The organism is Kosakonia sp. WA-90 (assembly GCF_039871955.1).
Taxonomy (GTDB): Bacteria; Pseudomonadota; Gammaproteobacteria; order Enterobacterales; family Enterobacteriaceae; genus Kosakonia; species Kosakonia oryzendophytica.
Genome location: NZ_JBDPLJ010000001.1, coordinates 450,340 through 466,746, shown reverse-complemented (window position 1 = coordinate 466,746; position 16,407 = coordinate 450,340). Strand labels below are relative to the sequence as shown.

17 protein-coding genes are annotated in these 16,407 nt (G+C 54.1%); 2 read left to right on the top strand and 15 right to left on the bottom strand.

Annotated elements, in window-relative coordinates:
- Positions 1-18 precede the first annotated feature (18 nt).
- Complete coding sequence (gene gstA, locus ABGA49_RS02055) at positions 19-624, bottom strand: glutathione transferase GstA (protein WP_088237439.1); 606 nt, start codon at positions 622-624, stop codon at positions 19-21.
- A 107-nt stretch (positions 625-731) separates the two neighbouring features.
- Entirely contained in the window at positions 732-2,234 is a 1,503-nt protein-coding gene (gene dtpA, locus ABGA49_RS02050) for a dipeptide/tripeptide permease DtpA (protein WP_061495366.1), read from the bottom strand.
- A 740-nt stretch (positions 2,235-2,974) separates the two neighbouring features.
- Here dtpA and ABGA49_RS02045 point away from each other — a divergent pair.
- Positions 2,975-3,400 carry a DUF2269 family protein gene (locus ABGA49_RS02045; protein WP_061495369.1) on the top strand — a complete coding sequence of 142 codons (426 nt, stop codon included), beginning with the start codon at positions 2,975-2,977 and terminating at the stop codon, positions 3,398-3,400.
- Positions 3,401-3,406: 6 nt separating this feature from the next.
- On the opposite strand, the gene nth is transcribed toward ABGA49_RS02045, so the two are convergent.
- The 10 genes from nth to blr all read right to left on the bottom strand — a co-directional run bounded on the left by nth (position 3,407) and on the right by blr (position 10,878).
- Entirely contained in the window at positions 3,407-4,039 is a 633-nt protein-coding gene (gene nth, locus ABGA49_RS02040) for an endonuclease III (protein ID WP_061495372.1), read from the bottom strand.
- On the bottom strand, positions 4,039-4,734 hold the full coding sequence (locus ABGA49_RS02035) for an electron transport complex subunit E (RefSeq protein WP_061495375.1): 696 nt from the start codon (positions 4,732-4,734) through the stop codon (positions 4,039-4,041). The genes nth and ABGA49_RS02035 overlap by 1 nt, the downstream gene beginning before the upstream one ends.
- Before the next feature lie 3 nt (positions 4,735-4,737).
- Positions 4,738-5,358, bottom strand: a complete 621-nt coding sequence (gene rsxG / locus ABGA49_RS02030) for an electron transport complex subunit RsxG (protein ID WP_088237441.1) — start codon at positions 5,356-5,358, stop codon at positions 4,738-4,740.
- A 9-nt stretch (positions 5,359-5,367) separates the two neighbouring features.
- Entirely contained in the window at positions 5,368-6,420 is a 1,053-nt protein-coding gene (gene rsxD, locus ABGA49_RS02025) for an electron transport complex subunit RsxD (protein WP_061495382.1), read from the bottom strand.
- Positions 6,421-8,526 carry an electron transport complex subunit RsxC gene (gene rsxC / locus ABGA49_RS02020; RefSeq protein WP_347665065.1) on the bottom strand — a complete coding sequence of 702 codons (2,106 nt, stop codon included), beginning with the start codon at positions 8,524-8,526 and terminating at the stop codon, positions 6,421-6,423. It abuts the gene before it with no gap.
- Positions 8,519-9,097, bottom strand: a complete 579-nt coding sequence (rsxB, locus tag ABGA49_RS02015; protein ID WP_347665064.1) for an electron transport complex subunit RsxB — start codon at positions 9,095-9,097, stop codon at positions 8,519-8,521. The genes rsxC and rsxB overlap by 8 nt, the downstream gene beginning before the upstream one ends.
- Positions 9,097-9,678: an electron transport complex subunit RsxA gene (gene rsxA, locus ABGA49_RS02010; RefSeq protein ID WP_061495391.1), complete on the bottom strand. Its 582-nt coding sequence runs from the start codon at positions 9,676-9,678 to the stop codon at positions 9,097-9,099. Before rsxA ends, rsxB begins: the two co-directional genes overlap by 1 nt.
- 77 nt (positions 9,679-9,755) lie before the next feature.
- Complete coding sequence (locus ABGA49_RS02005; protein ID WP_061495394.1) at positions 9,756-10,196, bottom strand: DUF2569 domain-containing protein; 441 nt, start codon at positions 10,194-10,196, stop codon at positions 9,756-9,758.
- A gap of 87 nt (positions 10,197-10,283) precedes the next feature.
- Positions 10,284-10,499, bottom strand: a complete 216-nt coding sequence (gene ydgT, locus ABGA49_RS02000; RefSeq protein WP_061495398.1) for a transcription modulator YdgT — start codon at positions 10,497-10,499, stop codon at positions 10,284-10,286.
- Positions 10,500-10,740: 241 nt separating this feature from the next.
- Positions 10,741-10,878, bottom strand: a complete 138-nt coding sequence (blr, locus tag ABGA49_RS01995) for a division septum protein Blr (RefSeq protein ID WP_061495401.1) — start codon at positions 10,876-10,878, stop codon at positions 10,741-10,743.
- Positions 10,879-11,088: 210 nt separating this feature from the next.
- Here blr and ABGA49_RS01990 point away from each other — a divergent pair, with 210 nt between their 5' ends.
- Positions 11,089-12,129 carry an oxidoreductase gene (locus ABGA49_RS01990; protein ID WP_061495404.1) on the top strand — a complete coding sequence of 347 codons (1,041 nt, stop codon included), beginning with the start codon at positions 11,089-11,091 and terminating at the stop codon, positions 12,127-12,129.
- A gap of 38 nt (positions 12,130-12,167) precedes the next feature.
- Here ABGA49_RS01990 and add read toward each other — a convergent pair whose 3' ends face one another.
- From add to manA, 3 genes are all read right to left on the bottom strand, one after another.
- Positions 12,168-13,169 (bottom strand): adenosine deaminase, encoded by a 1,002-nt coding sequence (gene add / locus ABGA49_RS01985; RefSeq protein ID WP_347665063.1) that lies wholly within the window; start codon positions 13,167-13,169, stop codon positions 12,168-12,170.
- 228 nt (positions 13,170-13,397) lie between these two features.
- The gene (locus tag ABGA49_RS01980) at positions 13,398-14,930 is read right to left on the bottom strand and encodes a YdgA family protein (RefSeq protein WP_061495409.1); all 1,533 of its coding nucleotides are present in this window, start codon (positions 14,928-14,930) and stop codon (positions 13,398-13,400) included.
- Between the two features lie 106 nt (positions 14,931-15,036).
- Positions 15,037-16,209: a mannose-6-phosphate isomerase gene (gene manA, locus ABGA49_RS01975; protein ID WP_088237444.1), complete on the bottom strand. Its 1,173-nt coding sequence runs from the start codon at positions 16,207-16,209 to the stop codon at positions 15,037-15,039.
- Between the last annotated feature and the right edge of the window lie 198 nt (positions 16,210-16,407).

The window sequence follows — 16,407 nt, the reverse complement described above, 5'->3', positions numbered from 1 at the left end:
CAGACCATTGTTAAACCCTTACGCAATCCCTTCCGCCGCCATCGCGGCAGCCACTGCCGGGCGTGCGGCAACGCGCGCCATATAGGCGTCGATGTGCGTCAGTTCAGCCATATTCAGTTTCACCGCGCGCGCCCAGCGCAACACCGTGAACAGATAAGCATCTGCAACGGTAAAGTGTGCCCCGCTGATCCATTCCTGCTGACTCAACGTGTCGTTAACATACTGCAGTTTTTTCTCCAGCAGTGCGCGGACGGTGGGTTTGTACTCTTCCGGTGTACCCGGACGGAAAAGCGGGGTGAAGCCTTTGTGCAGCTCCGTTGCGATAAAGTTGAGCCACTCCAGTGTTTTGTAACGCGGTAAGGTGCCCACGGGTGCCAGCAACTGGCTCTCTGGTGCGTTGTCTGCCACGTATTGCATGATCGCCACGCCTTCTGTGATCAGCGTGCTGTCGTCCAGCAGCAGCGCAGGGACCTGACCTTTCGGGTTGATAGCGAAAAAGTCATCGCCATTCTCAAGGCGTTTTTTCATCAAATCGACGCTGACCAGGGAGACCACTTTCCCGGCTTCGCGCAGGGTGATGTGGGAGGCAAGGGAGCAGGCGCCTGGCTTGTAAAACAGTTTCATTATTCTTTCCTTATGGCTGATTCCGGTCATAGGTTATTACGCAGTGGAATAAAAAAAAAGCCGCTAACCTGCGTTAGCGGCTTTAAATTTCGTGTTCCCCGCGAATGTTAAGCGGTGGCGGTTTCAGTCGCTTTGCTGGCGCTGTCGTCGCTCAGAGTCATGCGGTTAAGCTTCGGCGCTGTCAGGATCATCAGCACGGCAATCACAGCAGTAACGATACCGATTTGCAGGAAGACGCTACCGTAGATGTTCAGTGACATCAGCGGATCGGTAACATTTTCCGGGATGGCCATCTGATTCGCGACATAGCCGGCAATAATGTTCGCACCTGCGGTGGTCAGGAACCAGCTACCCATGATAAAGCCCATCAGACGCTGCGGCACCAGTTGTGCCACCATCGCCAGGCCGAGGCCGGAGATCATCAGCTCACCGATGCTCTGCAGGCCATAGCTTGCAATCAGCCAGCTTACAGACACGATACCCGCGTCGGAGGCGAATTTAGCGCCCAGCGGCAGGATCAGGAACGCGCCAGAGCACAGCACCATGCCGATAGCGAATTTGTACGGCATTGGCAGGGTGTCGCCCATTTTGTTATAGAGGGCGGCCAGGATCGGACTGCCAATAATGATCCAGAATGGGTTCAGCGCCTGGTATTGCTCCGGTTCAAACGCGATGCCGAACAGGGTGTGTTCCACGTTGCGAATAGCGAAGAAGTTCAGCGAGGTCGGCATCTGGCTGTAGAGAACGAAGAAAACAATCGCCTGCAGCATCAGAATAAAGGCAACAATCATTTTGCGACGTGCTGCGCCTTTAAGTACAAAAGTCTCTTTGGCAAAAATGCAGATGATGCCAAGTGCTACGACGCCCAGCACCATGCGTGCGATGCCCTGGTTGTGCAGCAACCAGGTTGCGATCGTCACCAGCACCACGATACCCACGATAGTTGCCAGCAGGTAGCCAACACGCAGCGGTTCGAAGTCCGGTTTAGAGCCGTAGTTTTTCACCCAACGTTTGCAGACGGAGAAGTTAACGATGGTGATCAGCAGGCCAACAACGCTCAGACCAAAGGCGGTGCTCCAGCCAAACTTCGCTGCCAGCCACGGTGTCGCCAGCATCGAGAAGAAGGAACCGACGTTGATGGACATGTAATACATGGTGAATGCACCGTCCAGACGTGGGTCATCTTTTGCATAGCAGGTTGAGAGCAGGGAAGAGGGGTTGGCTTTGAACAGGCCATTACCCACGGCGATAGCCGCCATACCCATGTAAACGATACCTGCATCGTGACCGGACCAGGCAACCAGCGCATAACCCACTGCCAGTACGATGGCGCCCAGCATAATTACGCGTTTGGTACCCAGTACTTTGTCGCCCAGCCAGCCGCCGATGGCGACGAGACCGTACACCAGCGCACTGAAAGAGGAGAACAGGGTGATAGAGTCCGCTTCTGACATACCCAGTTGTTTCACCAGGTAAACGGCCATGATCCCTTGCAGGCCGTAATAACCAAAACGTTCCCATAATTCGATGGAGAAGATGAGATAGAACGCCTTCGGTTGTTTAAAAGCGTTCAAACTGACGCTTTCGGTTGGTTTGTTTGCAGTCGACACATATACCTCTTTTTTTACATCCCATATTAACGGGGGTGTTCGGCGCGCAATGACCAGAGTTCATCACGCTTATAGTTATATTGGGAGGGGAAACGGCGGGTAATGTTCACTATCCTGCGCTTTCAGGCAAGTCCTTTGACATATTCTGTTACATAGATCCATATCGTTACATTGCTCGGCTATTTTAATTGTTATTCAGAGTTAAATTTCACCATCTCAGTAAACATGGTTTTTTCCTCTGCATTCAAGCGTCGCTATCTGGGTTTAAGGTATATATTCTGCTGTTTTGCTAATAATGTAGTGTATTGGACTGCTTTATAAAATGTATCTGGTTTTATCTATGGTGAGTGGCTGTTTAAACTTTGTTCTGTGGTCGAAGTGTGTTGGCGAAGATACGCTTTTTTAACAAGGTATTAGCAATGTTACGATTATCACAGGGCGGTAGGATTTTTTTCATCTAAAAAAAGGATTACCCTCATTAAATACGAATAAGGGGAGAATTATCTGCATTCACACGACGTGTTTCCGGATAATCCTCGACAAAAAAGAACTTTCAAAGATGTGAAAGTCGTCACGTCGATGAGCGATGTAAAATCAGCACGTTCAGGCGCATTTTTGCCGGCAGGTGACCTGCAGCGAACCAAAATGTCGTACTTTTAATGATTATGCCGCGCTTTGTTCATGACAGCGTGCGGTTGCGCTGTCAGACTTCTGTCTGGCCTTTTATTCGGAGTTAAAAGATGAATTTTCACCCATGGCTCAATGCATTGCATATTATTGCGGCGATTGTCTGGATTGGCGGAATATTGGTGATGGCAGTGGTGGCAAGCTGGAGCGCCGCACAGAAGGATGTCACCACGGTTTCAGGCCTGCTCAGGGACGTGCGTAGCTGGAGTCGTCGCGTGACGACGCCCGCGATGTTGTTACTGTGGGTAGCCGGGATAGTAATGATTGTGGCACACGGTCAGTTGCCGCATATGTGGCTGGTATTAAAGCTGGTGCTGGTGGTTCTGCTTTCCGGCCTGCACGGTTTTCTCTCTGCCACGTTGCGCCGTATGGCGGCAGGCGAAGCAGTAAAGGGCACCGGGATGATAACAAAAGCCACCGCACTGACGATCAGTGCGGTGGCGTTGATTATTCTGCTGGCCGTGATGCGCCCGTTCTGAGAATGCTCAGTCCGTTTTGTCGCCGTATTCGCACAGATCTTCGATAATGCAGGAGCCGCAACGCGGTTTACGGGCGATGCAGGTGTATCGCCCGTGCAGGATTAGCCAGTGATGGCAATCGACCTTAAACTCTGCCGGTACAACCTTCAGCAGCTTCTCTTCTACCTGCTCCACATTTTTGCCAGGTGCAAACCCGGTGCGGTTGGCGACGCGAAAAATATGGGTATCTACGGCGATCGTCGGCCAGCCGAAGGCAGTATTCAGTACTACGTTTGCCGTTTTGCGCCCGACGCCTGGTAATGCCTCCAGTGCTGCCCGATCTTCCGGAACTTCGCCACCGTGTTGTTCCAGCAAAATGCGGCAGGTCTTGATGACATTTTCTGCTTTGCTGTTAAACAGACCAATAGTCTTGATGTACTGCTTCACGCCTTCCACACCTAACTCCAGCATGGCTTTCGGGGTATTTGCAACCGGGTAGAGTAAGGCGGTGGCTTTATTCACGCTGACGTCGGTTGCCTGCGCGGAGAGCAGCACCGCGATCAGCAGTTCGAACGGAGAGTTAAAATGCAATTCCGTGGTGGGGTGCGGGTTGTTTTCCCGTAAACGGGAAAGTATTTCCAGCCGTTTTGCTTTGTTCATTATGCCTTCCCGGGCGACGCCTGCGGCTCTTTACTGGCGACGGCCATTGCCTCGCGCCGTTTTTTCATTTTTTGATCAATCAAATACTTCACTGCCAGCATCATACCCAGACCAATAAACGCGCCTGGGGGCAGCATCGCCAGTAAAAAGGGCGAATCGGTGTGGAACACTTCAATGCGCAGTACCTTTGCCCAACTGCCCAGCAACCCATCGGCACCGTCGAACAGCGTGCCGTTGCCAAGGATCTCACGCAGGGAGCCCAGCACAAACATGGCGCTGGTCGCGCCCATGCCAATAGAAAAACCGTCCAGTGCTGACAGCGCCGGGCCTTTTTTGGCAGCGAAAGCTTCCGCACGCCCAACAACAATACAGTTGGTGACAATCAGCGGAATAAAGATCCCCAGCGACTGATAGAGACCAAACGCATAGGCGTTGATCAGCATCTGCACCGCACTCACTACTGAGGCGATAATCATCACATAAATGGGAATACGGATCTCATCCGGCGTCCAGCGGCGCAGGGAAGAGATAAACAGGTTGGTGAGGGTCAGCACCAGCGTGGTTGCCAGCCCCAAACCAAGGGCGTTGGTTGCAGTAGAGGTGACCGCCAGCAGGGGGCACATCCCCAACAACTGAACCAGTGCGGAGTTGTTCTTCCACAATCCCTGGACGATAACGTCTTTGACTTCGCTCATGGTTTACTCTCCACAAACCGGCAAATGGGGTAGCTGCTCAGGGAGCGTCTTTGCGTACAGGCCGGTACGTTTTACCGCGTTAACAACCGCGCGCGGGGTGATGGTGGCACCGGTAAACTGGTCGAAATCACCACCGTCCTTTTTCACCGCAAAATGGCTGTCGGCAGCGCCGTCTATTGTCTTCCCGGAAAAGTGGGTGATCCAGTCGGAAATACGCCGTTCAATTTTATCGCCAAGTCCCGGTGTTTCGTGGTGCTCGGTGACGCGAACGCCCAGAATAGTGCCATTAAAATCCGCACCAACCAGCAACTGAATAGCGCCGGAATAGCCGTCCGGCGCTGTGGCTTCAATAATCGCCCCTACCGGTTGTTCATCTTTTTTAGCGATCCAAAGATGATGCTGGCCTTTACCCAGCGCGGGGTCGCTCACCAGATAACAGCTCTGTTGCAGCGCATTATTATAGCTATCGTCAGCGATAACCTGATCAAACAGTGCTTTCTGCTGTATCGCTGCCTGCCCGGCAATGGTGGTTTTGGTCATCTGATCGATGGCAGCCGTCAGCCCCGTAGAACCGGCGGCGAACAACGCCAACGTCAGGCCATGTTTGCGCATTGTTTTTAGCATACCGGCTCCTTAGCGATGCCCGTACACGCGTGGACGCGTGTAGTAGTCAATCAACGGCACGGTAATGTTGGCCAGCAACACCGCAAACGCCACACCGTCCGGATAGCCGCCAAAACTGCGAATCAACCATACCAGCAGACCAGCCAGTGCACCAAAAATCAGGCGGCCTTTGTTGGTGGTGGAGGCGGTCACCGGATCGGTAAGAATAAAGAACGCTCCCAGCATCGTTGCACCGGAGAGCAAATGAAGTTGTGGCGCGGCCAACGACGCAGGCGAAAAGATCCACCCCAGCGTGGCGCAGAGGGCCAGCGTGACGAGAAAACTGACCGGAATATGCCAGCGAATGGTTTTTTGCCACAGCAGGAACACGCCGCCTGCCAGATAACCGAGGTTCACCCACTGCCAGCCTGCGCCTGCAAGCACGCCGCTGTAAATCGGATATTGCAGGATCTGCTCAACGCTGTGACCGGCATGCAAAGACGTTTTGAAGGTATCAAGTGGTGTCGCCTGGCTTATGCCATCAATACCGATACGCAGGTTTTCCATGGTTGCACCCGTGGCGGTATGCCCGGTGAAAATCATCTGCATGGCATCGAAAAAACCGGGCGCGGTACGAGCGATGTCGTACGGCGGCAACCAACTGGTCATTTGCACCGGGAAAGAGATCAGCAGCACCACATAACCAATCATCGCCGGGTTAAACGGGTTATGTCCCAATCCACCATAGAGTTGCTTGGCGATGATCACCGCGAAAACGGTACCCAGCACCACCATCCACCAGGGGGCAAGAGACGGAATACTGATAGCAAGCAGAAGCCCGGTCAGCAGGGCGGAGTTGTCTGCCAGAATCTGACCGACGCGCTGTTTGCGTAACCGCAGTACCAGCGCTTCTGCCGCCAGCGCGCTGACGATGGCGAGGACGATTTGTACCCCTGTTCCCCAGCCGAAAAACCATAATTGCGCCGCAATGCCGGGCAGTGTCGCCAGCGTGACCAGCAGCATAATGCGTGAGGTCTGACGCTGGTTATGGGTATAGGGGGAACTTGCGATTCTGAAAACCATTTAATCCTCGTTGACAGCTTGTTGCGCACGCTTCTTCGCCTGAACCCGGGCAATGGCGGCGGCAACCGCGGCTTTGCGTGGGTCATCATTGGCTGCCTGCGGCACGGCGGCCTGCGACTGGGCTAATTTACGTGCTTTGGCACGGGCGATGGCTGCTTCCACTGCGGCTTTGCGCGGATCGACTGGCACATCAGACACCCCAGGTTCTTCTGCGATGGCCGGTTGTGGCTCATTGGTTCCACTTTGCGCCAGTTTGCGTGCCTTGGCGCGGGCGATGGCTGCTTCCACTGCGGCTTTGCGTGGATCGACTGGCACATCAGACATCACAGGTTTTTCTGCGATGGCCGGTTGTGGCTCATTGGTTCCACTTTGCGCCAGTTTGCGTGCCTTGGCGCGGGCAATGGCTGCTTCCACTGCGGCTTTGCGCGGATCAACGGGGGCATCAGTCGCCGCAGGGTGCTCCTGCTCTGTGCGCTGTGCTTTTTCAGCCTGGCGTGCACGTGCCTGCGCTTTTCGCGCTTCGCGGGCGGCGATCATTGCGCTGTTATCCGGCTGTTCGCCCGGCTGAATCACGACAGGTTTTGTGGCGGCAGCCTGTTTTTCACGGACGCGCGCCAGAGCAGCATCAATTGCCTGCTGATCTTTCGCACCCGGTTGCACGGCGGCTTGTTTGTGGCGTTCGAGGCGCGCGAGTTTGTCGCGCTCCAGCCGTGCCTGGCGGGCTTCAAAGCGTGCTTTGGCTTCAGCGTTGCGTCGTTCTTCCTCGGCGATGGCGGCGATCTCCGCCTTTTCCTGACGGAAATATTGCACCAGAGGGATATTACTCGGGCAGACCCAGGCGCACGCACCGCACTCAATACAGTCGGAAAGATGATGTGCGGTGGCTTTATCGTGCTGTTGACCTTTGCTGAACCAGTAGAGTTGCTGTGGCAGCAAATCCGCCGGGCAGGCATCAGCGCAGGCGCTGCAACGGATACACCCTTTCTCTTCTTGCGACTCACCCATTTCGCTTGCGGAGGGCGCCAGCAGGCAGTTTGTTATCTTAACGACCGGCACATCAAGCCACGGCAGGGTGAAGCCCATCAGCGGCCCGCCCATAATCACCAACTGCTCGGCAGAGGGGCAGAAACCCGCGACATCGAGCAGGTGGCGAACAGGTGTACCAAGGCGCGCCCAGACGTTACCCGGACGGGTGATCGCTTCGCCGGTTAAGGTCACTACGCGTTCGGTCAGCGGTTCGCCGTCGATGATGGCGCGTTTCACCGCATACGCTGTCCCGACGTTTTGCATCAGAATGCCAATATCGGAAGAGCGACCACCGTGCGGCACCTGCTTACCGGTAAGGATTTGCGTTAACTGTTTAGCACCGCCGGACGGGTATTTGGTAGGGATCACTTTCAGCTGGATATCGTGACTGCCCGCCAGTACCGCACGCATCATCGATATGGCCTGCGGCTTATTATCTTCGATGCCAATAAGTGTCTGACGCGGCTGAAGAATGTGCGCCAGGATACGCACGCCTTCCATAATTTGTGCTGCACAATCCTGCATCAGGCGATCGTCCGCTGTGATGTAAGGTTCGCACTCAGCAGCATTAATTATCAGCGTGTCAATTTTATCGCCTCCGCCCTGGAGCTTGGCACCGGTCGGGAAACCTGCACCACCCAGACCGGCGACACCGAACTGGTGAATACGCGTAATTAACGCGTCGCGGCTATGGGAACGGTAATCCTGCCAGCCATCGCGATCGATCCAGCGATCTTCACCATCGGCGTCAATGATCACGCTCATTTCCGGCAGTGCGGAAGGGTGCGCTGTCGAATGTGGCGCAATAGCGGTAATCACACCGGACGTCGGCGCGTGTACGGGCAGCATGCGCCCGCGACCACGGGTCAGCGGCTGACCGCGCAGAACAGTGTCGCCCACGTTTACGCATAGCTCGCCTTCAGCGCCGATATGCTGTTTCAAGGGGATGACAAAACGGTTCGCCAGCGGTATCTGGCGCAGCGGTGTTCCGTTTGATTGGGTTTTCATTTCAGGCGGATGAATACCGCCGTGAAAATCCCACAGTTTCTCTTTTCGGAAAGCGGAAAATAACTTAAGCATGTTGTTCCACGGCAATAGTGCGCACAGGAATGGTCTGCAAATCCCATTTCCAGTTACGGGTGGTCGCTTCTACCGGACGCAGTTCAATACACTGTGTCGGGCACGGATCCACACAAAGATTGCAACCGGTGCAAAGATCGCTCACCACCGTATGCATGGCGCGGGTTGCGCCAACGATGGCATCCACCGGGCAAGCCTGAATACATTTGGTGCAGCCAATGCAATTGTTTTCATCAATGATAGCCAGCATGCGCACGGGTTCCCTGGCCTCGGCATCGCCATCAATTGGTTGCGGATCGACATTCAACAGGGTGGCGATTTTGAGCATCACGGCTTCGCCGCCAGGGGCGCAGCGGTTAATTTTTTCGCCTTGTTTGCCAACGGCTTCAGCGTAAGGGCGACAGCCAGGATAGCCGCACTGCCCGCACTGGCTTTGCGGCAATAACTCATCAATTCTTTCAACGACCGGATCGTCTTCCACCGCAAATCGGCGGGAGGCGTAACCGAGAATAAGGCCGAATAACAACCCGAGCGCGCTCAGGGCTGCAACGGCTATCCAAATCGCACTCATTACAGTTTCACCAGACCACTAAAGCCCATAAAGGCCAGAGACATTAAGCCCGCAGTGATTAACGCAATCGCATTGCCGCGAAAAGGGGCGGGCACATCTGCAACGGCCAGGCGTTCGCGGATCGCCGCAAACAACACCATAACCAGAGAGAACCCTACCGCAGCAGCGAAACCATATAACGCCGATTGCATGAAATTGTGCCCAAGGTTGATATTGAGCAGGGCCACACCCAGCACCGCACAGTTGGTGGTGATCAGCGGCAGGAAGATACCCAGCAGGCGATAGAGCGCCGGGCTGGTTTTGCGCACCACCATTTCGGTAAACTGCACCACCACGGCGATAATCAGAATAAACGCCAGCGTGCGCAGATAGACTAAATCCAGCGGGATCAACACCCAAGTATCGATGAGCCAGGCGCAGACGGAGGCCAGCGTCATCACGAAAGTGGTCGCCAGTCCCATGCCCATCGCGCTTTCCAGTTTTTTGGATACGCCCATAAACGGACACAAGCCAAGAAACTTCACCAGTACGAAGTTATTGACCAGTACCGTTCCGATAAATAGCAGCAGATAGTCTGTCATGATGTGGCCTGAAATAAAAAAAGCCGCCTATTATCGGTCAAACAGCACCGGGCGACAACAGGATAACTGTAAGGTTATTACGGGTTAATAAAGGTCTTCTTAACGCGCGTGGAGCGCTTGAAATAGGGCACCATTAACGCAGCGGCAAGCAGCGGAAACAGCAACTGGCGTAAGGCCAGTTCGTCGGAAACCGGTGCAAAAGCAAAGGCTTTCACCGCCAGCAAGACGGAAATCAGCAACCAGACGATATAATGCTTCGGTACGCTACGGCGGCGTTTAAAAAAGGCAATCACCAGCCAGAAGGTGTAGTACCAGATACCCAGCGCGCAGGCGAACGACACAAACCACAGCAGTGTGTCGCGAAAGGGCATCGTACCGAGCATGGTGACGGTTTGCGGCGTCAATAATGCCGTTCCGTACATTAATAACGCCAGCGACGTGCTGAACAATACCACCAGCAACCAGGCCAGAGGGCCAAGCAACCAGCCGCCGATTCTTTCTGCGGAGAGTGTTGTCATATTGCATTCCTCGCTCAGGCATTATTGCGATAGGTTTATTGCGCCGGGCGAGGAGTATAAAGCATTACACGCTGATTGCCAGTGGCGTTATTGCACGTAATGCCATACGGATTTAGGAACGCATCCAATGTCAAACAGACGGCCACCGGAGACCAGCTCAGCGCGACGATGATCGGCTGCGCGGTACATATTGATGATCTCTTCGTTATCGCTCAAGGTGTAGTTAAGGTGATCAAACAATTTTTCCAGACTTTCAAGCGAACTGATTTTGCGAAATTTTAATAAATAGTCCTGGACGGTCATGTTGAGGGTTATCCATATAATCAAAGAGGCAGAAATACAGGTGTGTATAATTCGTTCGAATAATAAACATTATTAACAGGACGTAAATAGTCGCTGATTGTTCTGCCATTAAATTAAGAGTTTTCTTTCCGGATGAAACCGGGCGCCAGAACAGCGCCCGGTAGAAGAGTAACGATCTTCACCATGACTGGCAATAAACATCTGCTTGTTTATTTACTCGCCGTAAGGGATGCACTGCACGCTATTTTTTCTGCGCAACGATGCTTTGTTCCGGCGGCTGGTAATTATCAATATGGCTGGCGAAAACCAACAGTATGGTTGATACGCCGAGCACAACCCAGCCCATTAATTCAATGATCCGATTGAAGATTGCGGCCATACTTCTACTACTCCCTGATGTTAGCCCACGCATGTTACTGATACCGCCCGTTAGCGGCAAGGCGTTGATCGGGGATTTAAGCAGATTCCAGGCCAGGAAACCAGGGCTGAACGATGTTTATTTATACGATTTGCCCGGCAATAACTGAACAGGTTGTCGCAACGAGGCTGATAGTGTGAAATAGCTCATCCAACGAGGAGAGGCCGCAATATGAGTGATAATATCCGTGTCGGATTAATCGGTTATGGCTATGCCAGTAAAACCTTCCACGCGCCGCTGATTGCCGGAACAGCAGGGATGGAGCTGGCGGCCATTTCCAGCAGTGATGAAGCGAAAGTGAAAGCGGATTGGCCTGCGGTGCCGGTTGTTTCGGAACCTAAACACCTGTTTAACGATCCGCAAATCGATTTGATTGTTATCCCGACCCCCAACGATACACACTTCCCACTGGCGAAAGCGGCGCTGGAGGCTGGTAAACATGTTGTGGTGGATAAACCTTTCACTGTGACGTTGTCACAGGCACGTGAACTGGATGCGCTGGCGCGCAGTCTTGGTCGTGTGCTATCGGTGTTCCATAACCGTCGTTGGGACAGCGATTTCCTGACGCTAAAAGCGCTGCTTGCTGACGGTACGCTTGGTGAAGTGGCTTATTTCGAATCCCATTTCGACCGCTACCGCCCGCAGGTGCGCAATCGCTGGCGCGAACAGGGCGGTCCGGGCAGCGGGATCTGGTACGACTTAGCACCGCACCTGCTCGATCAGGCGGTTAACTTGTTTGGTCTGCCGGTTTCCATGACGGTCGATTTGGCGCAGTTACGCCCCGGAGCCCAGTCAACCGACTATTTCCATGCGGTGCTCTCGTACCCGCAGCGTCGGGTAATACTGCACGGTACCCTTCTGGCGGCGGCTGAATCTGCCCGCTATATCGTGCACGGCAGCCGCGGCAGTTATGTGAAATACGGTCTCGACCCACAGGAGGAGTGCCTGAAAAGCGGTGCGCGCCTGCCGCAGGCGGACTGGGGCTATGACATGCGGGATGGGGTGCTGACTCGCGTGGAAGGCGAAGAGCGTCAGGAAGAGAACTGGCTCACGCTGCCGGGGAATTACCCTGCTTATTATGCTGCGATCCGCGATGCGCTGAACGGTGTCGGTGAAAACCCGGTTCCGGCCAGCCAGGCTATCCGGATCATGGAGCTGATCGAACTGGGTATTGAGTCGGCGAAACACCGTGCCACGCTGAGTCTCACCTGAGGATGAACCGCTCACGCAAGGACGTGAGCGGTTTTTTATTACGCAGTAGCGACTTTATCGCGAATCGTCTGTTTCTCGCTGTCGCTGAGAAACGCCATCTCCAGCCCGTTGATTTGCGCCTGGCGGATCTGGTCGCGGCTCAGCCCTGCAGCCGGGGCGGCCACATTATATTCGTGACCAATTTCCACGCCCTGAACCGCAGGATCGTCAGTGTTGATGCTGGCCAGAATTCCGTGCTCAAGGAATGTCTTCAGCGGATGACGCGCCAGCGACGCGACGGTGCTGGTCTGAATATTCGACGTTAGGCAGGATTCGATGCCGATTCGCTGCTCCGCAAGGAAATCCATCAGCGCGGGATCTTCAATGGCTTTTACGCCATGCCCGATGCGTACCGCGCCCAGTTCACGGATCGCCTGCCAGATGCTCTCTGGACCCGCAGCTTCGCCTGCATGAACGGTAATACGCCAGCCCGCATCGCGCGCGCGGTTAAAGTGAGGTAGAAACAGGCTCCCCGGGAAGCCCAGTTCGTCGCCGGCCAGATCCAGTGCAGTGATGCTGTCCCGATGGGCCAGCAGCGCTTCCAGTTCCTGCAAACAGGCGGCTTCGCCAAAGGTGCGGCTCATAATGCCAATTAAACGCGCCTCAACATTAAAGTCGCGACTGCCTTCGCGGATCCCGGCAATCACCGATTCCACTACGCCCGCCACTGGCAGGTTATGGGTCATGGCCATATAACCCGGCGAGAAGCGGAGTTCGACATAGTGCAGGCCGTTTTGCGCGGCATCCTGCATATTTTCATACGCAACGCGGCGGCAGGCATCCAGCGATGCCAGTACTTTTACACCCCAGTCGAGTTTGGCCAGAAAACTCACCAGATCCGGTTCATTCGAGGTGACCTGAACATGCGGGCGCAGGGTGTCGAGCGTCCCGGCGGGGAGCGTTAAATTGAACTGGCGGCCAAGATCCAGAATGGTTTGGGCACGGATGTTGCCGTCAAGGTGGCGATGAATATCGGTTAGTGGCAGGTTGGGATCTATCATGGTCGCACTCTTATTTTTGATAAAGTGCAGACCATTATAAGAAGAAAAGGCGGTGAAAAGCTATGTTGCGCAACCAGCAAAGCGCAATTGCGTCATTATTCTCTGGTCAGGTACAGCGTTCGCAGCAATGAATCCGGCCATGCAGCATATCTGTTTGGCCGTAAGCCCTGGCGTGAAAGCACAGCCTTATGGGATAAAAAAAGCCCCTCCGCAGAGGGGCTTTTCAGATTATTGCTGCGGAACCGCCGGTGTCAGCGGTGGGGTTTCATCCGGCTGTTCCTGCTGTTGCAGTGACGGCAAGCCGAACATACCGACAAACTGCTCAAGCGGCATTTTTTCTCCGTTCAGCGTGACCTGGCCATTGGCATATTGCAGGCTGGCAAGGATGGTGTTGTTCTCAAGCGTGGTAATGCGGAACATCTGCCCCATTGCGGCAAGGCCTTTCACCTGCTGGTTCGCCAGCTTCGCCGCATCTTCCTGCTGATAACCTTCCAGTTTCGCAACCTGCGTCATAAACTCGGTGGCCATATCCACCGGAATAGTCAGCTTGCTGTCGAGAGATTTCACATTCCGGTCGACTTCTTCCGCCAGCGTTTGCGGTGCTGCGGTCACGCTAGCAGGATCTTTCAGGAACAATGAAAGGTTAAACGTGGTTTCACCTTTGGCATTTTTCCAGCTCAGCGGTGCAATGGTAATGACCGGTTCGCCTTTCAGCAGCAATGGTACGGCGCTCAGGAAGGCCTCAGTGGCTTTTTGCTGATACAGTTCCGGGTTCTGCATCACATCCGGTTGCGCCATCAGGGCGCGGGTTTGCGCATTATACTGCTGGCTAAACTGATGCCATGCCTGACCATCAATCTGGCCCACTTTCAATGTCAGGTTGCCGCTGCCCAGATCCTGCCCCTGAACTTTCAGGCTATTCAGCGTGTAGTCCAGCTGGCTGTTAATGGTTTTTTTGTCCGCCGCGACGTCAGATTTTGCGTTGATATTCATCCCGTCCAGCACCGCCATTTCTTTATTCTCAATGGCGATGGCGAGCTTATCGAGGCTCAGTTTCTGGCTTCCCACGCGCTCTTCGAAGCTGGCCAGTTCGCTGGAACCGTCGGTTTTAAGGTTGTTGAACGACAACTGTACTTTCTGACCGTATTCATTGACGGCATTCACCAGGCCGCTTTCAGCGGAGCCGCTCAACGAAATGGCATTGCCGTCTTTATCGGCGGTGAGGCGGAACTCGCCACCACTGAAGGCCACGGTCTCGCCGTCTTTTTCTGAGTTAAGCGGGCGCAGGCTGATATCGCTGCGGGTATCCCCGCTGTAACCAATTCGCGTATCGGCAGTAAAAGGCGATTCGCCCTTCGCAATCTCGAACAGCGCTTTGGTCACGTCATTATTAACAAGTTCGGTATGAACAGACGCCATTGATGGCATCAGATTGAATGACTTTAGCTGCGCCAGCGGCAGTGGACCGTGATCCACAACTTCATGCAGCACAACGCTTTGACCCGGTTTCAGCCACGGGTTTTCGCTGCCGTCTACCGGCTTGATTTGCAGATTGAACTGGCTGGAGAAGAGACCGCGGCGATAATCCTGCGCCAGCAATTCGACATTGGCTTCCGGTGCGTTGCGCTTAATTTGCGCATTTGCCTCACTGACCATATCGGCCAGACGGCCTTCAAGTTGTTTCCCTGTGTACCAGGCGCCTGCGGTCCAGACGACACCCAGTGCAACGATCACTCCTGCGGCAACCAGCGTTTTTTTCATAGTGTTTATCCATAAAAAATGAAACCAGGCGGTGTAAACCGCCTGGACTGTTGAGTTAGTTACCCCAAGCTTAGCAATCCTTGCTAAAAAATACAGTAACTTAGTTTTACTTATTAAACACGCGCGCCAGTCGGCCCGTACCGCTTGCTGTCACCGCTGTTTCGTCTGCAGCAATAAACGCGGATTCGCCCGGTTTCAACACCAGACGCTCTGCGCCCTTGCTCAGCACCGCTTCGCCTTCCACACAGAAAACAATCGCCGCGCTTTGTTGCGTCAGCCTGGTTTCCGTAGGCGACAGATCGTGCAGAGAGAAAGCAAAATCCTCTACCGGGATCGGGAAATCGAGTTCAGCGCCGTTGCGGGTGGGCTGGGTCAGTAATTCTCCCGCCGGTTTCGGCGTAAATTTAACGTTGGCCACCAGTTCCGGAATATCAATGTATTTCGGCGTTAGCCCCGCACGCAGGACGTTATCCGAGTTCGCCATCACTTCCAACGCCACGCCTTTCAGGTAGGCATGTGGCGTTTCGGCAAACAGAAACATGGCTTCACCCGGATTGAGTTTTACCACGTTAAGTAGCAGCGGAGAGAAGAGGCCGCTGTCGTCAGGGTAGAACGCCGCAATGGCCTTGATGGTTTGCCACGGTTCACCCTGCTGATGTTCCAGTACGGATTTCAGTACCGCCAGCGCGCGGGATTTTTCCTCACCCTGCATATTCAGTAATGCGGCGAACAGTTCGCTCAGGCGTTCAGCCCCCGGCGCTTGCAGGAAGTGGGCGATCGCAGGATGCGCGCCGGCAACCGGCTGCAATAATGAAACGATGTCGGAAAACTCGCGAAACGCATTCATCGCCAGGAACGGCGTCAGGGCGAACACCAGCTCCGGTTTATGGTTCGGATCTTTATAATTACGCTCGGCCGCGCTCAGCGGGATGCCGGCGGCGTTCTCTTTGGCAAAGCCAGCTTCAGAGTTTTTCTTGTTCGGATGTACCTGAATGGAGAGTGGCTGATCGGCACAGAGCACTTTAAACAGAAACGGCAATTCACCAAAACGTTCGGCAACGGCAGTACCCAGCAGGCGACGTTTATCCTGGTCGATCACCTCGCGAAGCACTTGGGGTTGACCGCTGGCATCCAGTACTTTTGAGCTGCTCTTCGGGTGGGCGCCCATCCATAACTCCGCCATCGGCAGGTTGTCGGGATTCGCGATACCGTAGAGTTCCGTTAACGCAGTATGACTTCCCCAGGCATAGTTCTGCACTGAGTTAATGAGTTTTTGCATTATCAAGCCCTTTCAATTGAACACATTATTGCGTCATTAAAGCAATAAACCTTCGCGAAGTAACCTGCGGGGACAAAAAGTCGTACTAGTCTCAGTTTTTGTTAAAAAATTGTGTAGGATATGGCGACTCGCTATGCCAGAGGGCAGAGGGATATGCTGCCTGAACAATAACCAGATCGTGTCGTAAGTGAGAGAACA